The sequence below is a fragment of the Selenomonas sp. oral taxon 920 genome (genome assembly GCF_001717585.1).
Lineage (GTDB): Bacteria > Bacillota > Negativicutes > Selenomonadales > Selenomonadaceae > Centipeda.
This window is the reverse complement of the sequence record NZ_CP017042.1, coordinates 874,610-896,581: the sequence shown is the minus strand read 5'-3', so window position 1 is coordinate 896,581 and position 21,972 is coordinate 874,610. Positions and strand designations below refer to the sequence as shown.

Genomic DNA, 21,972 nt, shown 5'->3' with positions numbered 1-21,972 from the left:
TTCACTCCCCACTTGCCATCCGCACAATTTCCAGTACTGTATCCAATATCTCCCTGCTCTCCTTCGGCTGAAGGCGGATGCGATAACCGTCACCCTCGGGCAGCGATCCAATGCGCCTCCCAAAGCCACGATCAAGGCGCATGAGTGCCGGAAACGACAGCTTCTCACCCTCAGGCAGTGCAAGATCCAGTACGTCTCCCTTTGCCGTGATGCTGCGCGCGCCGAACCTGCGCGCATAGTTCTTGATCCGCGCGATGTCGAGCAGCGCGAGTACAGGTGCTGTCGGCTCGCCAAAGCGGTCAATCAGCTCATCGAGCAGCGCATCCAGATCCTCATTTGTACGCACAGCGGCAATCTTCTGATAGATCTCGATCTTGTGCATGGCATCATCAATATACCCGCCGTCGAGATATGCCTCTACGGGCAGGTCGATCACCGTCTCCACGGGCGGCGGCGCAGGTGCCTCGCCCTTTTTGCGTGCCACGGCTTCTTCCAGCAGTTTGACGTACATCTCAAAGCCGACACCCGCAATATGTCCATGCTGCTGCGCACCGAGGAGGCTCCCTGCCCCACGGATCTCGAGATCACGCATGGCAATCTTAAAGCCTGAACCGAGCTGCGCGAACTCCTTCATCGCCTGGAGACGCTTTTCTGCTGTCTCGCTGAGCACCTTGTCGCGCCGATAGGTGAAGTAGGCAAACGCCATCTTCGCCGAGCGGCCGACACGTCCACGCATCTGATACAGCTGCGAGAGACCGAAGCGGTCAGCATCGTAGATGATGATCGTGTTCGCATTGGCAACGTCAATGCCATTTTCGATGATGCTGGTCGCGAGCAGGATGTCATAATGCCCCTCATAGAAGTCCATCATGACCTGCTCAAGGATATCCTCGTTCATCTGCCCATGTGCCGAGGCAATACGTGCCTCCGGCACCAGCCGCAGCAAGTGTTCACGCATGCGGTCGATGCTCTCCACACGATTGTAGATAAAGTAGACCTGTCCCCCGCGCGCCAGTTCACGCTCGATCGCACCGCGGATCGTCGCATCGCTGCTCTCCACAACATAGGACTGTACAGGCAGGCGGTCGGCAGGCGGTGTCTCAATGATGCTCATGTCACGCGCCCCCGCAAGCGACATATGCAGCGTGCGCGGAATCGGTGTCGCTGAGAGGGTCAGCACATCAACCCCCGACGCGAATTCCTTGATCCTCTCCTTCTGCGTAACCCCAAACCGCTGTTCCTCGTCCACAATCAGGAGTCCGAGGTTCTGAAAGCGCACGCGCCTCCGGTTGAGGATCGCATGTGTCCCGATGAGGATGTCCACGCGTCCGCGTACCACATCGCGCAGCGTCGCCGCCTGCTCGCGCAGCGAGCGGAAGCGGCAGACCACGTCCACCTTCGGCGCAAACTCTGCAAATCGTGCGGCAAAGGTCTGGTAATGCTGCTGCGCAAGCACCGTTGTCGGCACAAGCACAGCTACTTGAAAGCCATCCATTGCCGCTTTGAATGCCGCGCGCACGGCGATCTCCGTCTTGCCGAAGCCGACATCGCCGCAGAGCAGACGGTCCATGGGCTTGTCACTCTCCATGTCGCGTTTGATCTCCGTGACGGCACGCAGCTGATCTGCCGTCTCCTCATACGGAAACGCCTCCTCAAACTCCCGCTGCATCGCATCGTCGGGCGTGAAGGCATGTCCGTGTGCAAGCTGTCGCTGTGCATAGATCTCGAGCAGATGATCGGCGATATCCTCCACGGATTTCTGCGCCTTCGCGCGCGCACGTGCCCAATCCGCCGTCCCCATGCGGTGCAGGCGCGGCGCAGCCCCCTCCGAGCCAATGTACTTTTGCAGTAGGCCGACCTGATCCGTCGGTACGAACAGCTTGTCGTCTCCGCCGTATTGGATGCGCAGATAGTCGCGGTGAATGCCCGCGACCTCGAGCGTCTCCACGCCGAGATATTTCCCGATGCCGTGCGAGACATGCACGACATAGTCACCGGGGGCAATCTCGCGAAAGTGCCGTATGCGTTCACCTGCCGACGCCGTGCGCCGCAGTTTCACCTTATGCCGCCCAAAGATGTCCTGCTCTGTGAGCACGGCAATGTGCGCCGCACTCAGTTCGAAGCCCGCACGCAGAGCCCCCGATGCAACCGCAACGGCTTCCCTGTGCTCCTCACCCTCCCTGCGCAGGAGAACGGCGGGTATCTTCCACCCCGTCAGCATATCGCGCACGGCATTCGCCCGCTCTACACCGCCCGCGAGGATGAGCACCTGAACCCCATCCGCAAGATAGCGGCGCAGCTCGCTCTCAAGCAGTGCAAACTGCCGCTGGAACGCTGTCATAGGCACCATCTGAAAGCTGATGAGCGCTGCAGGCGTACATGCGGGGACGGTTCGGCTCATCAGCGAGGCAAAGATTTCATGCCCTGCTGCTCCTGCGGCAACCAACTCCTCCCATGAGAACAGACGCGCTGCGCGCACCTCATCCTCCTGCTCCGCATCCGCAAGTGCCGCGATGAGACGCAGCGGCTCGTCGAAGATGGTCACGCCCTCGCCGCTGAGATACGTCAAAAAGCACGCCTCCCCCTCATCATCCGCTGCACGCAGCGGCATGACGGAAGCCGTGCTGATATTCTTGATGGAACGTTTCGTCAGAGGATCGTACTCACGCATGGAGTCGATCTCCGCGTCGAAGAATTCCACGCGGATCGGTGAGAGCGCATTGATCGGAAAGATGTCGACGATGCCGCCGCGTACACTAAACTGACCGACGTGCTCCACCTCTGCCGCGTGCTCGTAGCCGAGTGTACTCAGCCGTTCGAGCAGGTACTCGCGCGGAAGACTCTCCCCGAGCCGCAGAGAGAGCGCTGCTCGTGAAAACTCTGCCGTACTCAATCCTCTCTGTGCCGCCGCCCCGATGTCCGCGAGCACGATAATCGGTTCGCAGCGCAGCAGTCGTGCGAGGATATTCATGCGCTGTGCTGAGCGTTCCAGCCCCTTCGCCGCACCATGCGCGGCAAAGTCCATGCGGTCCAGTTCCGGCAGCTCATAGACATCCGCCTCCGGCAGCAGTGCCGCCAGATCTTCCTGCCACGCGCGCAACGCCTCGCGCCCACTCGTCACGATGGCGAGCGGACGTGGGTTGGCATCATAGGCGGCAGCAGCAGCGGCGTGCTTCATAGAGCCGGAAAAGCCGTGTGCAAGAATCTGCTGAGGCGCAGCATCGAGCGTTTCTGAGAGCGCACGCACGGAACGATCCGCACGCAGTATGGAAAAGAGCACGTTCATTTGGGAGCCGCAGCGAGCGCTGCACGCACAAATCCCGCGAAGAGGGGATGCGGATGATTGGGCCGCGACTTGAGCTCCGGATGGAACTGCGAGGCGACGAACCACGGGTGCTCCGCGATCTCCACGACCTCCACGAGGCGGTTGTCCGGACTTGTGCCCGCAATCACCAGCCCCTTCTCCTCAAGCTGCGTACGGTAGGCATTGTTGAATTCAAAGCGATGGCGATGACGCTCGCTGATCTCGCCCGCACCGTACTCCTCACGCGAGTGTGAACCGTCCGCGAGAACACAGGGATACGCACCGAGGCGCATCGTACCGCCCTTCTCCTCCACGTCCTGCTGATCCTCCATCAGGGCAATGACAGGATGCGGTGTCTCCGCTGCGAACTCCGTGCTGTGTGCGTTCGTAAGCCCCGCCACATGGCGTGCAAACTCGATGACCGCGCACTGCATGCCGAGACAGAGTCCGAGGAACGGAATCTCGTGCTCGCGCGCATACTCAATCGCGCGGATCTTTCCCTCGACTCCGCGGTCACCGAAGCCGCCGGGCACGAGAATTCCCTTGCAGCCCGCAAAGAGTTCATCGAGATCCGCATTTGGCTCCTCAAGTTCCTCCGCATTGATCCACGCAATCTTCACCTGTGCATCCTGATCAATACCGCCGTGATGAAGCGCCTCCGTCACAGACATATAAGCATCCGGCAGTGCAACGTATTTGCCGACAACGGCAATCTTCACCTTTTTTGCGGGATGGTTGATCTTAAAGACCATCTTCTCCCACGCCTCCATATTGGAGGGATCAAACGTCATCGCCATCTTTTCGAGCACGATGCGGTCGAGCCCCTCCTGCTGCATCATGAGAGGAACTTCGTAGATCGTCGGTGCAGTGCGGTTCTCGATGACAGCATCGGCATCCACATCGCAGAAGAGCGCAATCTTCTCCTTCATCTCGCGCGAAATCGGCTGCTCCGTGCGGCAGACGAGGATATCCGGCTGAATGCCGATGGCGCGCAGCTCCTTGACGCTGTGCTGGGTCGGCTTCGTCTTGAGCTCGCCTGCCGCCCCGATGTAGGGAAGCAGCGTTACATGGATGTAGAGCGCGTCGTTCTTCCCGACCTCCTTCTTGACCTGACGGATTGCCTCGAGGAAGGGCAGACTCTCGATATCGCCGACCGTTCCGCCGATCTCAGTGATGACGACGTCGGCATTGTCTGCCTTTGCCACATCGTAAACTCTCTGCTTGATCTCATTCGTAATATGCGGGATCACCTGCACCGTCGAGCCGAGGTAGTCCCCGTGACGCTCCTTGTTGAGCACGGTGGCGTAGACCTTGCCCGTGGTGATGTTCGAGCGCTTCGTGAGATTGATGTCGATGAAGCGCTCGTAGTGCCCGAGATCAAGATCCGTCTCCGCCCCGTCGTCTGTAACGAACACCTCGCCGTGTTGGTAGGGACTCATCGTACCGGGATCAATGTTGATGTAGGGGTCAAATTTCTGGATGGTGACCTTCAGCCCACGACTTTTGAGCAGTCGACCGAGCGAGGCTGCCGTAATGCCCTTGCCCAACGATGAAACCACGCCGCCCGTGACGAAAATATACTTTGCCATGCCGTTCCTCCGCTCGACCTAGATCAGTTCTGAATGCTCTCGAGTTTCTTCTTGCGTGCCGCTTCCTTCGTGATGGCCGTCTTCGCTGCCGCTCCTGAGGAACGGGACGAGGAGCGCTTGACCTCGGGGGGAACCCACTCCATCAGGCCCCATTTGCTTTCACCCTCATAATGAAAGCGGCTGTCCATATTCATCATCGTATAGATTTCGGAGATCGCCATCGCAAGCGACTGTACAGGTTTGTGTTTGGCCTCGATCACCTCGAGAATGAGATCCTTGTAGTGGATCGGCTCTTTTTTCTGCGTGAGGATGTGATAGGCGACATCCACTTCCGACATATGTTCAAAATCCATAGATACGCTCCTTTCCTGTGAACGATTACATCTTCTCCGGTGCCGTGACGCCGAGCACTCCCAGGCTGTTGCGGATCGCGCGTCCTGTCGCAAGGACAAGGGCAAGACGCGCCGAGGCAAGTGCCGGCTCCTGCCCGACAATGCGGCATTTATTGTAGAACGAATGGAACGCACCTGCCAGCTCATGACTATACCGCGCGATGCGCTGCGGAGCAAAGTCCTCTGCCGCGCGCGCAATCTCCTCGGGATAGGAAGCGATCTTCTTGATGAGTGCAATCTCCGTCTCATCCGTCAGCAGCTCCAGCTCGTTCCCGTCCCTGACAGCAATCCCCGCCTCGTTCGCCTGACGGAAGATGCTCGAAATGCGCGCATGTGCATACTGGATGTAGTAAACGGGATTCTCATTGGACTTCTTGGTCGCAAGATCGAGATCGAAATCAAGCTGGCTGTCGAGTGAGCGCATGAGGAAAAAATACCGCGCCGCGTCGACACCGACCTCCTCCATCAGCTCACGCAGCGTGACCGTCTCGCCCGTGCGCTTGCTCAGCTTCACAACCTGACCGCCCCGATAGAGGCTGACCATCTGCAGCAGGAGTACCGTGAGTTTCTCGGGATCGTGTCCGAGCGCCGCCATCGCTGCCTTGACGCGTGCTACATAGCCGTGGTGGTCTGCGCCCCAGATATTGATGAGCCGTCCGTAGCCGCGCTCATATTTATCCGCGTGGTAGGCAATGTCTGCCGCGAGATAGGTCGGAACACCGTTATCACGGAAAATGACGCGGTCCTTGTCGTCGCCGTAGTCCGTCGAGCGGAGCCAGACCGCCCCCTCCTGCTCGTATGCCTTGCCGCGTTCCAACAAAACATCTACCACACGGCGCACAGCATCCGGATGGAGTGTGCGCTCGCTGTACCAGCGATCGAATGTCACGCCGAAATCCGTCAGATCTTCCTCAAGTGCCGCCAGCTTCTCACGATAGGCGACATCTTGAAAGAGCCGCAGACGTTCCTCCTCGGGCAGGGCAAGATACTTGTCCCCATCGCGGTCAATGATGCGCTGTGCCGTCTCCACGATATCCGCACCGTGGTAGCCGTTCTCCGGGAACTCCACAGGCTTTCCCAGAAGTTCCAGATAGCGCGCATTTACTGACACGGCAAGGAGATTCATCTGGTTGCCCGCGTCGTTGACATAGTACTCGCTGTCCACGGCATAACCCGCCGTACGCAGCAGCTTCACGAGCGCCGACCCAACGGCAGCGCCGCGCCCATGTCCGACGTGCAGCGGTCCCGTCGGATTTGCACTGACGTATTCCACTTGAATGCGGGGGGCTCCATTGGGCGGCAGTGTGCCGAATGTCTCCCCCGCAGCAAGCACAGCGCGCAGTGTATCGGCAAGCACCGTTTTTTTGAGGTAGAGATTGAGGAAGCCGGGTCCCGCGACCTCTGCTCGTTCGAGCCAGTCGCCCGTCAGGTGTTCCTGTATCGCTGCCGCGATCTTCTGCGGCGGCTGACGAAAAACACGTGCCGACTGCATCGCAAAATTGGTCGCAAAATCTCCGAGCTCCTTTTCCGGCGGCTCTTCCAGAAGAATGGAAGGAAGCGCGCCGCCCTCCGGCAGCTGCCCCACAGCTACAGCTGCCTCTACGGCACGTATGAGCGCCTGCTCAATCTGCTGTTTGATATCCAACTTGCTTGACTCTCCTTTACATCGGCTCGATCCGTATTTCCAGTGTGTTGTCACTCTGCCGCACGCCGTCCACATAGAGCGTATAGAAGATGTATGCCTCCTCCCGCCCGTCAGAAAACATACGCATACGCAAACGCCGCGTCAGCGTCTTGATGAGGAACATGCCATATGGTGTGCGGTAATTGCCCGTGCGTTCCTCGCCTGCGGCAAAGTGCTGTGTCCAGCGTACAACACCGCGCCGCTGCAGCATAATGCCGGAGGTGCCGATCCGCAGCACCGTAGGTATGGTCTCACCCTCGATCAGCTCGCCGTCATCATAGCTCACATAGCGACTCTCACCACGCAAAAAACGCCGTCCGGTAACGGACAGCGCAATGCGGCTCTCCTCGCCCGCAGCGTCCACCTGTCTTCCATCGAGGAAGACGTGTACCTGCTCCGCACCCTTCATCGAATACACCCTCCGACAAAAAGTGTTCTGCACAGCCTAGTTCTGATCAACAGCAATCGCGAGATCCACCAGCTGACCGTTCAGATTCATCTCCACGACAAGATACTGCCCGTCGCTGATCTTGACATCGAAATCCTTGCCTACACTTAGTGACGGCGTAGAGATATCTACATCGAGCCCCAACCCCGTGATATTCGTTGCAGTGTGTGCCGTCAGCATATTGCTCAGCTCCGAGATCGCGCTCTGCGCCATCTCGTCAAAGGTTTCGACCGGCATGCCCATCATCATCTGAGAGGCGATGAACTTCGCCGTATCCTCACTCATATTGTAGACGACATTCCCTCGGATCTGCTTCGTAAAGCCGACCAGCATCGATACCCCAAGGCTCTTGACACGATTCGAAGCAGCGTAGAGTTTCGTCCGCGTCGGCTCCGGAAAGCCCAGCATCGGCATTACCGTTGTAAAGGCATCCACAAAAGGATTGATCAGTTTTGCATCCATTGACTACTCTCCCTCTGCAAAGCCCACATTCATTCGCACCATTCCGATTGGCAGCCGCACGCTGATACAGAACGTCGTCATACGGGGGCTGACAATATGCACCTGCGCCCCGTGAATCGTTCCCGGCGGTGTCAGGCGCAGTTCTTTTCCCTCAAGCACATTGTTGATCTTCGAGACAGCACGTCCGGCAAGAATGTTCGCAGCCTCCTCAACGGCATCCACCGCCTCGACGTCGTCGAGCTCTTCCACCGTCGTACGTCCGAGCATGTGCATCGCGAACAGTTTGATCACTGGCTCATCCACGTAGAGGATCGCACGTCCCGTTGTAAAGCCCGTGATGCCGATGATGACCGCAGCACCGCTCACATCGAGTGAGCGCGATTCATACGGCTCAATCGAAACCTCACCCTCCATGCCGAGCAGCCCCGCAAGCCCCTGTTGGAGGCCGCGCCCGAACGGCTTGGCGTAGAGTTCACGAAAGACCGTCTCACGGCTTGCCGCCGCCTCACAAATCAGATGGAGCGTATCCACCAAGTCTAACTTCGCAACCGGTTTTTGCAGGAACGCGCGAATCCCGGCCGCCTTTCCCTGTGTGATGAGGTTCAGATCCTTCATCGCGCTGATCATTAAAATCTTTGCATCCGGATCAGCCTCAAGAATGCGCTTGCTGCACTCCAGACCATTCGTATCCGGCAGATTCATATCCATCGTCACAAGATCCGGGCGCAGCTCTGTGTAGAGCCGCATCGCCTCGACGGCATCCGCCGCCATACCGCAGACTTCGAAATCCGTATCCCGTAAGTTTTCAGCAATCATCACGCGGCTGATCTTTGAATCATCCACGATCAGCACTCGCAGCTTCCCCATACAATGTCACCCTCTTTTACGGATCATTTCATGCATTCCCTATTATACACGAAACGATAGCTTTCGTCACATGTTTTTTGGCAAAACCTCGACCCAGTAGCCATCCGGGTCTTCGACGAAGTAAATCCCCATCTCCGCATTCTCATAGCAGATAATCCCCATCTCTGCATGTTTCGCATGCGCCGCTGCATAGTCATCCGTGTAGAGCGCAAGGTGGAATTCCTTCTCTCCAAGGTTGTACGGCTCCTTACGCTCATGCAGATACGTCAGCTCGAGCTCGAAGTCCGTCGCGCCGTCCCATAGGTAGACGAGCGTGAACCCCTCTGCCTCCATGCGGCGTTTCTCTCGAAAGCCGAACGCCTTCTCATAAAAATCCATACTGCGCGCAAGATCGAGCACGTTGAAATTCACATGCGTAAACGTAAATGCCATCGTATCCTCCTATTTTAAACCACATTGTACCGCAGAAAAACATCCTATGTCGTAACAAGTGCAACAGTCTACTGCCGCCCCACACGATCAAAGAGCTCCATCACCTCAGGCGCCGGCTCTGCGTCCAGCTTGCTCACCCCCCAGATTGCAAAGAGTCCGAGCACAAAGCCGGGCACAATCTCATAGAGCCCAAAAAGCGCCAGCTGCTTCCAGACGAGCACTGTCATACCGCCTGTCACAATCCCCGCAAGCACGCCGCGCTCCGTCGTGCGCCGCCAAAAGAGACACATGAGAAGCGCAGGCCCAAACGCTGCGCCAAACCCCGCCCATGCATATGCCACCATATCGAGGATGAAGTTGTCCGGACTCAGCCCGAGGTAGATCGCCGCCGCTGCAATCACGAGCACCGAGAGGCGGCTCACCCAGACGAGCTCCACCTGCTGTGCATGCGGACGAAAGCTGCGCCGATAGATATCCTGCGCGAATGCCGATGCTGCGACAAGCAGCTGCGCCGATGCTGTGCTCATGATCGCCGCGAGCACAGCAGCAAGGATCAACCCTGCAATGATTGGCGGGAAAAGTTCTCCTGCCATCGCAAGGAACACTGTCTCCGCCGCTGTCCCCTCAAGCGGTGTGCGCAGATAGACCGCGCCGACCATACCGACCAGAATCGCGGCAGAGAGCGAGATCACCACCCACGCCATTGCAATCCGTGTTGCCTGCGGAAGTTCCTCCGCATGACGGATTGCCATAAAGCGCACGAGAATATGCGGCTGACCGAAGTAACCGATACCCCACGCCATCAGCGAAATGAACTCAATCAAGCCGAGCGTCGATCCATCGGACTTCGTCAGCGGCGAGAAAAACGACGCATGCTCTGCGTAGATCAATTCCGCCGTCGCTCCGAAGCCGCCGAGCATAATCGCAGCGCCGACAGGAACGACAAGAATGGCAAAGAACATCATCACGCCCTGGATAAAGTCCGTACGCGACACAGCGAGGAAGCCGCCGACCAGCGTATAGAAAACCACAACGCCTGCGCCCGCGAGCAGCGCCGTCAAATACGGCAGCTGAAAGATTGTCTCGAAGAGACGCCCCGCCGCAACGAAGCCGGACGACGTATAGAGGATGAAGAAGATCAGGATGAAGATCGCCGGAACAACGCGCAGCGCCCCCGACGTGGCAAAAAAACGGTTCTCAAAGAAATCCGGCAGCGTCAGTGAATTGTTTGCCAGTTCCGTATAGATGCGCAGCCGCACTGCAATGAACCGCCAGTTCGCCCATGTCCCGAGGGCAAGCCCAAGCGCGATCCACCCCGCATTGAGCCCTGCCACATACGCAAACCCAGGCAGTCCCATAAGCATCCATCCGGACATATCCGACGCCTCGGCGCTCATCGAGGTCACCCATGCACCAAGCTTTCGATTCCCGAGAAAGTAATCGCTCATATTGCGTGTGCGCCTGTAATAATAGACCCCGATCCCCATCATTACGAGCATATAAACAACGAAAATAATGCTGATTTCAATTTGCTCTGCCAAAGAAAAATCCTCTCGCTACGTAAGGAACTATCAAAACATGCCGTTCATTATACGGGATTTTTCCCCGAAAAGCAAAGTTTTTCAGGGCTCCTTACAAATTGGCATAAAAAAACCCCGCACACGCGGGGTCATATTGGGAAAGATCGTCGTTATTCCTGCTGCTCGAACAGGGACTTGTCCACACCGCAGAGTGGGCAGACAAAATCCTCCGGCAGATCCTCAAACGCCACACCGGGAGCCAGATCGTAATCAGCATCGCCCACAGCCTCATCATAGATCCATCCGCAAACTGTACAAACCCATGTCTTCATGGGAAGCCCTCCTTCATATATACACAGAAATATAATATAACACACAGATGTGATTGGGAAGTATAAGCCGTATTCGAATTACTACCCAATAACAATTATTATATTACAATATTTTTTTGTATTTTTCCAGTACTTTCGTAGAAAATTCTTATAGATTTTTTCTATGTCGGTATTCTGTTGGCTTGACCCCCATATGCTTTTGGAAAATCTTGCTGAAATAGCGCGTATCCTGATAGCCGCAGGCAGCTGCAACCGCATAGATTTTCTCATCCCCCTCGCGCAGCATCTGTCCTGCACGCCGCAGCCGACAGTCCGTCAGATATGCACTGAACGAGGTGCCGCAGCGTGCAAAGAGCTTGTGCAGATAGCTGACGCTGAGTCCGAGCTCATTCGCAACCTCACGCACCGTGATCGGCTCCGCCATATGCTCCTCCATGTGGCGCACGGCGTGCAGAAGATACCCGCGCACCGGCTCTTCCTCCGGCAGATCGAGATGCGTACCGTTGATCTCCGCTCCCTTCGCTGCCTGCAAGTGAAGCCGCCGCTCCATGATGTGCTCCGCCGCAAGCCTCATGGCAGAAGCCAGATCCTCATCGTCGAGCGGCTTCAGTAGGTAAGCGCATACGCCAAGAGAAATCGCCTGCTGTGCATACTCGAACTCACCATAGCCTGACAGGATGATGTACTCCGCCTCGAGTTCCTCGCGCAGACGCGCGATCACCTCGAGCCCCGAGAGTCCCGGCATCTTGATGTCCACAATGAGCACATCGGGGCGGTGCTCGCGTGCGAGGAGAATCCCCTCCATGCCGCTGCCCGCCGCGCCGATCACCTCGGCGCCAAAGTCACTCCACGGCGTCAGCCGCACAATGCCCTGCCGCTGCATAGGTTCGTCGTCTATAATAAGCACCTTAATCATAACGAGGAGCCTCCTCCCAGTGCTTCAGTGTCAGAACTACCTCCGTCCCCTTTCCCTCCGTGCTGTGCAGTGTAATCCCGCAGTCCTCATCCCCATTCAAGACCGCACGCATATGTACATTGTAAAGCCCGAAGTGGTTGTCATCCCGCCGTGCAAGCACCTCCCGCCGGCGCTCCGATGACATCCCCCGTCCGTTGTCCTTCACGCGAAAGACGAGGCGACCGTTCTCCTGCATCCCCGAAACAGCGATCTTCCCGCCGCTCTCTGCCATTTCAATACCATGCTGGATGGCATTCTCAACAAGAGGCTGCAGGATCAGCTTTGGCACGTAGCAGCCATAGACCGCGCAGTCCACACGCACGGTCACCTTCAGCCGCCCCTCGTAGCGCCGCTGTTGAATCCTCAGATACGTACGGAGAAAGCTCAGTTCCTCCGCCACCGTTACATAATCCTTCATGCTCACCGAAACACGCAGCAGTTTACCGAGCTGCACGGCGGTATCCGCCGCCCCCTCGCTGTCACCAAGCTTTGCACTCCACTTGATGAGATTCAGCGTGTTGTAGATAAAATGCGGCCGAATCATCTCCGTCAGGGACTTCACCTGTGCCACACGCAGCGTCCGTTCACGCGCACGGTTCTCTGCAAGGAGCGTTCGTATGTGCTCGATCAGGCTGTTGAATGTGAGCGCCAACTCACCGATCTCGTCGCTGCGCTGTGCATCCACCTTCACGGAGAAATCATCGTGACTGCGCACGCGCCGCATCGCCGTCGTCAGCGTATGCAGCGGACGCCAAAGATGGCGGCTCAATCGAGCGGCAAGGTATGCCGTCACACAAAGTGCGACGGCATCCACCATGAGGACAAGGCGAAAGAGATCGTCCAGAGGGGCAGCATCCAAATGCTGGCGCAGATGAACCGTGAAGCCCGTATCCGGCGAAGAATACGCACAGTCACGAAAGACCGTCTCCGATGCTCCGCCAGCCTTTTCGAGGGAAAGTTCTGCCCCGTCATGATTGAACACATCCATCATCACAGCGCCGCTGCGGTCCGTTAAGATAATCTGCCCCGCGCTGCCGTCCAGCACATCCTGAACAAGCTTCGTGAGAGCTGCGCGCCGCACATTGACCACGGCAAAGCCCAAGAGTTCATCCTCCTGCCGAATCGCATGCGCCATCGAAAAGACAGTATCCCCACGATTCACACCACAGTGCTCTGTCGCAGAGATCACCCAATCCTGCTCTGCTGCAGCGAGATCAAGCAGCCCCATGTGCAGATGTTCCGGCAGACGATCGCCGTACGGCAGATTATCCGCCGCCATGATTTCGCTGCCGTCCGCAGAGAACAGACAGCCTGCCGTATCAGCGGTGCACTCTTCCTGGAATGCTGAGAGGATCCTGTGAATATCTTCCCTATCCGCATGCGTGCCGCGCAGAAAGGCAATGGTCTCGGGGCGTACCAAAAGCGCATCCATTCGATGCTGTTCGTGCACAACAAATCCATCGATTGCGCACGATATTTGCTCTACCGCAGCGCGCCCCTCCCGCACCTGCCTGTTTTTATAGACGCTGTCCGTCGCATAGAGAATCATCGCGGAAGCAAGGAGAAGAGGAAGAAGCCCGCCGAGGAGCAGATAGGTAAGCAAGCGCTTTTGATAACTGATCCGATACCACTTCATGCAAGGCTCAGCCCCCTCTCCTGCCATACGGCAGCACAGTGGACAAACGAGGAAAACAGCAGTCTTCCGTAATGTTCAGACTATAAAGAAAGAATACGGATAAATCTTATTTCTGTCAAGCAAAATTATAAATAAAGTCAAATACAAATTAATACAAAAGGAAAACCGCCACATAGCGTGACGGTCTTGGAAGGGGAAAATATGGGAATGGGGGATGGGGGGAAATGGGGATTTATTTGATAGCCGCCGCGCGCCATTTGCTTAAGAACAGATTCCTAAAGGACACGGTACACTGCGGATCAAACCAAGTGTAACAAATCTCTGCAAGAATGAGATGTCATCAATTTCAAATCTTTTTGATTATTCTACAATAATCAGAACTGCAGAGCAATCATACAGTTCGTCATTTTGGGGGGAGAATCCTCTCTTTTCTATTGTTTCCCACGAAGTTCCCGTTGAGCCTCGAAGAAATGAACGATGGCTTCCGCCGAAGGGCGATTCATTCCGGGGACAGTGGCGAGTTCATCGACCGAAGCCGCCTTAATCTTGTCCAGTGTTCCGAAGTGTGCCCAGAGACTCTGCCGCCTCTTCGGTCCAATACCGACGATGTGGTCGAGCACGGAGACGAGGTTGCGCTTGCCGCGCAGCTTGCGATGAAATGTGATTGCAAAGCGGTGCGCCTCGTCACGGATGCGCTGAATGAGATAGAGGGACGGGCTGCGGCGCGGGAGCTCGACCGGCTCGGAGTTCCCCTCCGTAAACACTAATTCAAACTGCTTGGCAAGCCCGACAACAGGCACCTCCTTATGCCCCGCCTCGATTCGGATAATCTCAAGTGCGGAGGAAAGCTGCCCCTTGCCGCCGTCAATGATGATGAGATCGGGCAGTTCCTCCTTCGGCAGTCCCACATAGCGCCGCGTCGTGACTTCACGCATGGAGAGGAAGTCATCGGGCTTGCCCTCTGCACTCTTGATCTTGAAGCGACGATAGTCCGACTTCTTCGGCATCCCGCCCTCGAACACAACCATCGAGGCAACGGTCTCCTGCCCCTGATTGTGCGAGATGTCGAAACACTCCATACGATACGGCAGCTTCCTAAGGCCGAGATAACGCCCGAGCTCCTCGACCGCGCCAAGCGTCTGCTCATCGGCGAGGCTGCGGCGCGTCTCCTCGTCCGTGAGAAATTTCTCCGCGTTCCCCGTCGCCATCTCGACAATATCGTGCTTTGTGCCGCGCTGCGGCGTAAGTAGGACAACCTTTCCCCCGCCCTTCTTCTCCGCAAGCCAGCGCTCAATAATCTCCTGACCCGCCGCATCAATCGCACACGGGAGCAGAACCTCACGCGGCACAAAGGTTGCCTGGTTGTAGTACTGTTCGAGGAACGCACGCAAAATATCCGCATCACTCTCCTCCTCGCTCCCGCGCAGGAGAAAATGCTCGCGCCCGATCATCTTGCCTCCGCGAATGAAAAAGATCTGCACACAGACCCCCGCCGCCGAGCGTGCCATGCCAATCGCGTCCTGATCGCCTGCTCCCGTAACGATGTTCTGCCGCTCCGCCGCCTTGCGCACCGCCGTGAGCTGATCGCGAAGCCGTGCCGCTGTCTCGAAGTGATAGGCTTCTGCTGCAAGGTTCATGCGATGCTCGAGCTCGCGCTCCACATCGTCCGTCCGTCCCTCCAAAAAGAGCAGAACAGCGCGGATCATCGCACCGTAGTCCTCCGCTGTCACCTTCCCCACGCAGGGTGCAAGGCAGCGCTTGATATGATACTCCAGGCAGGGGCGCTCGGGCATCGTACGGCACGTGCGCATAGGAAAAAGGCGCTTCAGGAGCTTCAAGCTGTCCCGCAGCGCTGTCACATTTGTATAGGGTCCGAAATAGCGCGCACCATCACGCACGACACGCCGCGTGATGAAGACGCGCGGATATTCCTCCTGCACTGTCACCTTGACATAGGGGTAACTCTTGTCGTCCTTCAGGCGGATGTTGTAACGCGGACGATGTTTCTTAATCAGATTCGCTTCGAGTATCAGCGACTCGACTTCGTTTGCCGTCATGATGGTTTCGAAGTCGGCGATGTGCGAAACCATCGCACGCACCTTCGGTGCCTGATTGCGGCTGCTCTGAAAGTACTGTCGGACACGGTTCTTTAGAACGATTGCCTTGCCCACGTAGATGATCTTCCCGCGCGCATCCTTCATGAGGTAGACACCCGGAGACTCCGGCAGCAGTTTCAGTTTTTCGGCGACCGTGTCCGTCACGACTCAGTGTCCTGCCTTCATGCGATTGATCGCACTGAACAGTGCAAGGATGGACGACGTGATGATATCTGTATCCAGTCCCGCGCCCCAGTAGACCTTGCCGTCCTTGCCTGTGATGCTGATGTAGGAGATGGCACGCGAGGTCTGCCCGATTTCAAGCGCATGCTCGCTGTATGTGAGGTTCGTATAGTGCAGGCCAAGATTTTCCTGCATGGCGTTCGAGATCGCGTCCAGACGCCCGTTGCCGCGCGCCCCGTACATATGCTCCTCGCCGTTCACCTTCAGATGAACGTCCCCCATGCGCGTGCCGTCCGGCTGCTTTTTCAGATGGAAATCCGAAAGCTCGAACGGGAAAACGATATTGACGTATGTATCCGTAAAGACCTTGTAAATTTCATCCGGCATAAGCTCCTTGTGCCCGCTGTCGGAGACGGACTTCACGCGATAGCTGAAGTCCTCGCGCATCTTCTTCGGCATGCTGATGCCGTACTGGTGCTCCATGATGTAGCCGACGCCGCCCCTGCCCGACTGGCTGTTGATGCGGATGACATCGCCGTCGTACGTGCGCCCGATATCCTTCGGGTCGATGTAGAGGTATGGCAGTGACCAGTGCTTGGGCTTGTTCTCATCCCAGTGCTTCATGCCCTTGGCGATGGCATCCTGATGGGAGCCGGAGAACGCGGCAAAGACGAGTGCGCCCGAGTACGGCTGGCGCGGGTTGACCTGCATGCGCGTCACCTGCTCATAGACCTCGACGAGGTGCGGGAGATCGGAGAAGTCGAGATTCGGATTGACACCGAGCGCAAACATATTCATTGCGACCGTGATGATATCGACGTTGCCCGTGCGTTCCCCGTTGCCGAAGAGTGTGCCCTCGACACGGTCTGCACCCGCGAGCAGCCCCATCTCCGCATCTGCTACGCCGCAGCCGCGGTCGTTGTGCGGGTGGAGGGAGAGGACGACGCTGTCACGGTATTTCAGCCGCTCGTTGACGTAGGCAATCTGCATCCCGTAGACATGTGACATCGACATTTGAACCGTCGAGGGAAGATTGATGATCGCCTTGCGGTCGGGCGTGGGCTGCCACACATCGAGCACAGCATTGCAGACCTCGAGCGCATACTCCGGCTCCGTGCCCGTGAAGCTTTCGGGCGAGTATTCAAACCGATAGTTCGCGCCCGCCTCCTCCGTCAGCTTCTTGAGAAGCTTTGCGCCGTCTACGGCGATCTGGAGGATCTCCTCCTTTGATCGTGCAAATACCTGCTCGCGCTGTGCTGCAGACGTGGGGTTGTAGACATGCACAATCGCGTTCTTCACGCCGCGCAGCGCATCAAACGTCTTTCGGATGATATGCTCACGTGCCTGCGTCAGTACCTGCACCGTCACATCGTCGGGGATGAGATTGTCCTCGACGAGACGGCGCAGGAACTCGTACTCCGTCTCCGACGCGGCGGGGAAGCCAACCTCGATCTCCTTGAATCCCACACGCACGAGGAGATCAAAGAACGCGAGCTTTTCGTCCAGACTCATTGGAATGATGAGTGCCTGGTTGCCGTCGCGCAGATCGACCGAGCACCAGATCGGCGCCTTGTCGGGCGCATCCTTGCGCAGCCAGTCCAGACGGATCTCGGGCGGCATATAATACCCCTTCGTGTACTTTGTGTGATTCATGATCGTTCCCCCCGCATTGTCAAAATACCCTTATAAAACAAGAACGTCCTTCGCCGCTTATGTTGGGCGAAGGACGAGCCTGCGTTATCCTAGCGTTGTGCTATCTTACCATATTCACGTGCAGTTTGCAAATCCGACCAAGGTCGCATTAAACTTCTCAATCAGCTTCTCGGGCTTGTAGGACTCCTTTGCCTTGCGCAGCCCCTCAATGCCCATATCCTCCTCACGGTTGATGTAGGTCATATCACTCCACGCGTGCTCCACAAACCCCTGATTGATCGCAGGATACGCGCCGCGCAGCTCAGGATCTGCCTTCTCCACGTGAATGACCGCCGTGTCCGTATTCAGCTGCTCGCCGAAGGTAAAAGCGATGACGCGCCCATCGAGGAGGATCGCGCCGCCCTTCAGCCCGAAGTCCTCAAAGTTGTTCAGCACTTCGAGGATCGCCGTGCGCTCGTAACCGATGAACGGATCGACCGTCCCGTCCTCCTGACGGTGCTGCTTGTACCAGCTGTTCAGTTCGAGCTTGCACAGGGTGACGATCTCATCCGTGATCGGCACAAACTCTGCATCGGGATGCTCCTTGCGGAACGCATTCAGATGGTTCTTCTTTGAGTGCAGCTTGCGCCCTGAGAGATTGATGAGTTTTTCCGCGAGATACACATAGTCAAAGTTGTCGCGGTCAGCAACTACCTCGAAGTCGGCGCAGGTACAATCACGCAGGAAATCTGCATACCCCCGCTCCATATCATAGATATGGAAGGGCTGTTCAATCTCCTCGAAGTACGCGAGCAGCTTCTTCGTCGCCGCGGGATAACGTGCAGGATCGCAAAACGGCTGCAGCGCCGAAATGCGTGCCTTCCACTCACTCACCACATAGAGAACATCGTCCTCCTCCGCAATATGAACGTGGAATGGTTCGCGCCACATATAGAGATTCGTAAAGTTAAAATGCGAATTCTCATAGTAATTCGCACAAAAATATTGATCAAGCAGGGGCTTGTCTTCCTTCGTTAAGGCATGAAATTCGATGAGTCTCACCTTCCAATCGGCTTCCCTAATAAAAGTTCTCCTAATGGTCTCATTATAGCAAAGCCGTCAAGCCCTCACCTGTAACATTTCCTATTAAATTTTACTAAGAATCAGCTCCCCTACACCTGTGAGTGAATAGGCCCCCAGTCCTGCCGGCAGGAATATGCTCTCACCCTTCCATGCTTCGATCTCTCCACGTTCCGAACGCAATGTCAGATGGCCGGAGAGTACAGTCAGGCAGTGGAAGGAGTCATCGCCCGCAGCGAGGGTGCATTCCCCCGCAGCGCGGAGATGGTACACCGTAAAGTAATCGCATGCGGCAAGGAGACGAACCCGTGCTCCCAAAAAGATATCGACCACCGTTCCAAACACTGTATATGGTTCGACCGGAGCGAGATGCGTCACCTCGAGCGCCTTTTCGATATGGAGATCGCGCGGTCTGCCGTCTGCGCCAATGCGCCCATAGTCATAGATACGGTAGGTCGTATTCGAATTCTGCTGAATCTCGCAGATAAGAATGCCCTTGCCGATTGCATGCAGTGTGCCAGCAGGAATGAAGAATACATCCCCCTTCTGCACGGGCACACGCTGCACAACATCAAGGAGGGTATTGTCCTCAATCCGCCGCTGAAATTCCTCCCGCGATATCTCCCGTTGGAAGCCATAAAGCAGTTCCGCCCCCGGCGCAGCGTCCACAATGTACCACATCTCGGTCTTTCCGTACTCCCCTTCGACCCGCAGGGCATAATTATCAGAGGGGTGCACCTGCACAGAGAGATTGTCATGTGCGTCAATAAGTTTAATAAGGAGTGGAAAATAGGGAAACTTCGCCGCATTCGTGCCGAGCGCATCCACACCTGCCGCCGCGAGCCAATCTGCGAGGGTCTGCCCTGCCGCTGCGCCGTTTGCGATGACACTTTTGCCGTCCTTATGGCAGGCGAGTTCCCAGCTCTCGGCAACCTGGGTCAGCTGCGTCTCTTTGCCGTATTCATCCCTTAGCCGCGTGCCGCCCCAGAGATAATCCTTCAGCGGTGCAATCAGTTTCATCGGATATTTCATCATTCACTTCCTTATTCACATTCGTAGAACCATCTTACTGAATCCAGTCAAAATCTGCAAGCAAAATATCCACTCATGAAATCATAATTGTTCCCCGCCGCCGTCTATGGTATCATAGGGACGCCTATAGCAGCGCCGCTATATTCATCTGACAGCCCTGACCCATCTGAAACGGAGTGATATCATGTCCCAAAAGACGATTGACACAACGGAGCGTCCGCCGCTCCTGACCACCATCCCGCTGTCCCTGCAGCACCTTTTCGCCATGTTTGGCTCGACCGTACTCGTGCCGATCCTCTTTCACGTCAATCCAGCGACCGTCCTGCTCTTCAACGGCATCGGCACACTGTTCTACCTCATCCTCTGCAAGGGGAAGATTCCCGCGTACCTCGGCTCGAGTTTCGCCTTTCTCTCCCCTGTCTTCCTCGTACTCTCCCAATACAGCTATGAGGCGGCACTCGGCGGCTTCATCGTCGTCGGTATCGTTTTCTGTATCGTCAGCTTCATCGTGCACACGATCGGGACGAGCTGGATCGACGTGATCTTTCCGCCTGCCTCGATGGGTGCGATTGTCGCTGTCATCGGTCTGGAGCTGATGCCAACGGCGGCAAACATGGCGGGGTTGACGGGCGAAAACACGGATGCAACCGCCATCTTCGTCTCGATTGCAACGCTTGCCATCACCATCTTTGCCTCGATGGCATTCCGCGGTTTCCTCTCCATCATCCCGATTCTCATCGGCGTTGTCGCAGGCTATGTCATTGCATTCACCGTCGGCATTGTCGATCTCTCGCACGTTGAGAGTGCGCCATGGTTTGCGATTCCGACCATCTATACGCCGGAGTTCGACCTGCGTGCGATTCTCATCATTCTCCCTGCCTCCATCGTCGTCATCGTGGAGCACATCGGACATCTCATTGTCACAGGCAACATCGTCGGGCGCAACCTCGCTAAGGATCCGGGGCTAGACCGCTCCCTCCTCGGCAACGGCGTTTCGACAATCTTCTCCGGCTTCTTTGGCTCAACGCCGAATACAACCTACGGTGAGAACATCGGCGTGCTGGCCATCACAAAGGTCTACTCCACATGGGTCATCGGCGGTGCCGCCATCTTTGCAATCCTGCTCTCCTGCCTCGGCAAGCTCGCCGCGCTCATCCAAAGTATCCCCGTTCCCGTCATGGGCGGTGTCTCCATGCTGCTCTTCGGCGTGATTGCCGCCTCGGGCATTCGCATCCTCGTCGAGGCAAAGGTGGACTACAACAACCCGATGAACCTCCTCCTCACCTCCATCGTTATGGGGCTCGGTGTATCCACTGCAAGCCTTACGATTGGAACGGTCACGCTGCGCGGCATGGCACTTGCAACCGTAATCGCAGTCATCCTCTCCATCTCCTTCCGCATCATCCTTGCCCTGCGCCGTTCAGAGCAAACGCGAAGCGAATGACGGAGCACATTGTCACGCTTCCGGAGGGGGCAGAATGCCCCGCTAAGGCGTATCTTATGCATACGTGCGGGATTTCCTCAGGGCTGTGGAAGCGCATCAAACACAGCGGCACATTTGCCGTGAACGGCCTCCCTGTAATTGCCGCGCGCACCATGCTGCATACGGGTGACATTGTCTCCTATGAGCTGCCAATTGTCAGCTCCGTCACCCCCGAGCAGCTTCCGCTTGTGATTGTTTACGAGGACGCAGATCTCCTTATCATTGACAAGCCTGCGGGGCAGCTCGTTCATCCGACGACAAGAGAAGCGCACGGAACCGTCGCCAATGCCGTGCGCGGGCTTTACGAGGCACGGGGCATGACGCTCGACTTTCATCCGTGCCACCGCCTCGACCGCAATACGACAGGACTGCTGCTCATCGCAAAGCATCCCGAGGTGCAATATCAAATGGCAAAACAGGATACGCTTACACGCGAATATCTTGCACTGATTGATGGAGCACTTACGCCGCCAATCGGCACGATTGACGCACCGATAGCACGCGCCCTGCCGAGTATCATTCTGCGCCGTGTCGCTCCCGACGGGAAGCCCGCGCGCACACATTATCGGACGGAGTGGACGAATGTACATCATTCCCTTCTGCGTCTGCATCTTGAGACGGGGCGCACGCACCAAATCCGCGTCCACCTCGCCCATCTGGGACATCCCCTGCTTGGAGATGACCTCTACGGCGGCAGGACGGATCTCATCCCACGCCACGCACTCCATTCAGCTCAGCTCACCCTCACGCATCCGCGCACAGGTGAACGGCTCTCCGTGGAGTCCCTGCTGCCAGAAGATATGGCACGCATTCTCTCATTGTAACCATAGAAAAGCCCCACAGAC

Annotated in this window: 18 protein-coding genes; 2 read left to right on the top strand and 16 right to left on the bottom strand. The window is 56.8% G+C overall.

Features of this window, described 5'->3' with window-relative positions; translation table 11 throughout:
* Nucleotide 1: 1 nt before the first annotated feature.
* The 16 genes from mfd to BCS37_RS04055 all read right to left on the bottom strand — a co-directional run bounded on the left by mfd (nt 2) and on the right by BCS37_RS04055 (nt 19,644).
* Nucleotides 2-3,286, bottom strand: a complete 3,285-nt coding sequence (gene mfd / locus BCS37_RS04130) for a transcription-repair coupling factor (protein WP_069180289.1) — start codon at nt 3,284-3,286, stop codon at nt 2-4.
* On the bottom strand, nt 3,283-4,893 hold the full coding sequence (locus BCS37_RS04125) for a CTP synthase (RefSeq protein WP_069180288.1): 1,611 nt from the start codon (nt 4,891-4,893) through the stop codon (nt 3,283-3,285). The genes mfd and BCS37_RS04125 overlap by 4 nt, the downstream gene beginning before the upstream one ends.
* Before the next feature lie 23 nt (nt 4,894-4,916).
* Nucleotides 4,917-5,246, bottom strand: a complete 330-nt coding sequence (gene rpoE, locus BCS37_RS04120) for a DNA-directed RNA polymerase subunit delta (protein ID WP_069180287.1) — start codon at nt 5,244-5,246, stop codon at nt 4,917-4,919.
* A gap of 25 nt (nt 5,247-5,271) precedes the next feature.
* Nucleotides 5,272-6,930, bottom strand: a complete 1,659-nt coding sequence (gene argS, locus BCS37_RS04115) for an arginine--tRNA ligase (protein ID WP_069180286.1) — start codon at nt 6,928-6,930, stop codon at nt 5,272-5,274.
* A 16-nt stretch (nt 6,931-6,946) separates the two neighbouring features.
* On the bottom strand, nt 6,947-7,378 hold the full coding sequence (locus tag BCS37_RS04110; protein ID WP_069180285.1) for a DUF1934 domain-containing protein: 432 nt from the start codon (nt 7,376-7,378) through the stop codon (nt 6,947-6,949).
* A 36-nt stretch (nt 7,379-7,414) separates the two neighbouring features.
* Nucleotides 7,415-7,879: a chemotaxis protein CheX gene (locus BCS37_RS04105; RefSeq protein WP_069180284.1), complete on the bottom strand. Its 465-nt coding sequence runs from the start codon at nt 7,877-7,879 to the stop codon at nt 7,415-7,417.
* 3 nt (nt 7,880-7,882) lie between these two features.
* Entirely contained in the window at nt 7,883-8,746 is an 864-nt protein-coding gene (locus BCS37_RS04100; RefSeq protein WP_069180283.1) for a response regulator, read from the bottom strand.
* 66 nt (nt 8,747-8,812) lie between these two features.
* On the bottom strand, nt 8,813-9,178 hold the full coding sequence (locus tag BCS37_RS04095; RefSeq protein ID WP_069180282.1) for a VOC family protein: 366 nt from the start codon (nt 9,176-9,178) through the stop codon (nt 8,813-8,815).
* Between the two features lie 68 nt (nt 9,179-9,246).
* Entirely contained in the window at nt 9,247-10,719 is a 1,473-nt protein-coding gene (gene putP, locus BCS37_RS04090) for a sodium/proline symporter PutP (protein ID WP_069180281.1), read from the bottom strand.
* A 149-nt stretch (nt 10,720-10,868) separates the two neighbouring features.
* Entirely contained in the window at nt 10,869-11,030 is a 162-nt protein-coding gene (locus BCS37_RS04085) for a rubredoxin (protein WP_069180280.1), read from the bottom strand.
* Nucleotides 11,031-11,178: 148 nt separating this feature from the next.
* Nucleotides 11,179-11,946: a response regulator transcription factor gene (locus BCS37_RS04080; RefSeq protein WP_069180279.1), complete on the bottom strand. Its 768-nt coding sequence runs from the start codon at nt 11,944-11,946 to the stop codon at nt 11,179-11,181.
* Nucleotides 11,939-13,621, bottom strand: coding sequence for a sensor histidine kinase (locus BCS37_RS04075; protein WP_069180278.1), 1,683 nt, complete (start codon nt 13,619-13,621; stop codon nt 11,939-11,941). Before BCS37_RS04075 ends, BCS37_RS04080 begins: the two co-directional genes overlap by 8 nt.
* A gap of 431 nt (nt 13,622-14,052) precedes the next feature.
* Nucleotides 14,053-15,882: an excinuclease ABC subunit UvrC gene (gene uvrC, locus BCS37_RS04070; protein WP_069180277.1), complete on the bottom strand. Its 1,830-nt coding sequence runs from the start codon at nt 15,880-15,882 to the stop codon at nt 14,053-14,055.
* Nucleotides 15,883-15,885: 3 nt separating this feature from the next.
* Nucleotides 15,886-17,553 (bottom strand): 2-isopropylmalate synthase, encoded by a 1,668-nt coding sequence (locus BCS37_RS04065; protein ID WP_069180276.1) that lies wholly within the window; start codon nt 17,551-17,553, stop codon nt 15,886-15,888.
* A gap of 114 nt (nt 17,554-17,667) precedes the next feature.
* Nucleotides 17,668-18,594, bottom strand: a complete 927-nt coding sequence (locus BCS37_RS04060) for a DUF2156 domain-containing protein (RefSeq protein ID WP_069180275.1) — start codon at nt 18,592-18,594, stop codon at nt 17,668-17,670.
* Between the two features lie 84 nt (nt 18,595-18,678).
* Nucleotides 18,679-19,644: a type I phosphomannose isomerase catalytic subunit gene (locus BCS37_RS04055; protein WP_069180274.1), complete on the bottom strand. Its 966-nt coding sequence runs from the start codon at nt 19,642-19,644 to the stop codon at nt 18,679-18,681.
* Between the two features lie 184 nt (nt 19,645-19,828).
* Between BCS37_RS04055 and uraA the strand changes: the two genes are divergently transcribed.
* On the top strand, nt 19,829-21,088 hold the full coding sequence (gene uraA, locus BCS37_RS04050; protein WP_069180273.1) for a uracil permease: 1,260 nt from the start codon (nt 19,829-19,831) through the stop codon (nt 21,086-21,088).
* Nucleotides 21,085-21,951, top strand: coding sequence for an RluA family pseudouridine synthase (locus tag BCS37_RS04045; protein ID WP_069180272.1), 867 nt, complete (start codon nt 21,085-21,087; stop codon nt 21,949-21,951). Before uraA ends, BCS37_RS04045 begins: the two co-directional genes overlap by 4 nt.
* The last annotated feature ends 21 nt before the right edge of the window (nt 21,952-21,972 follow it).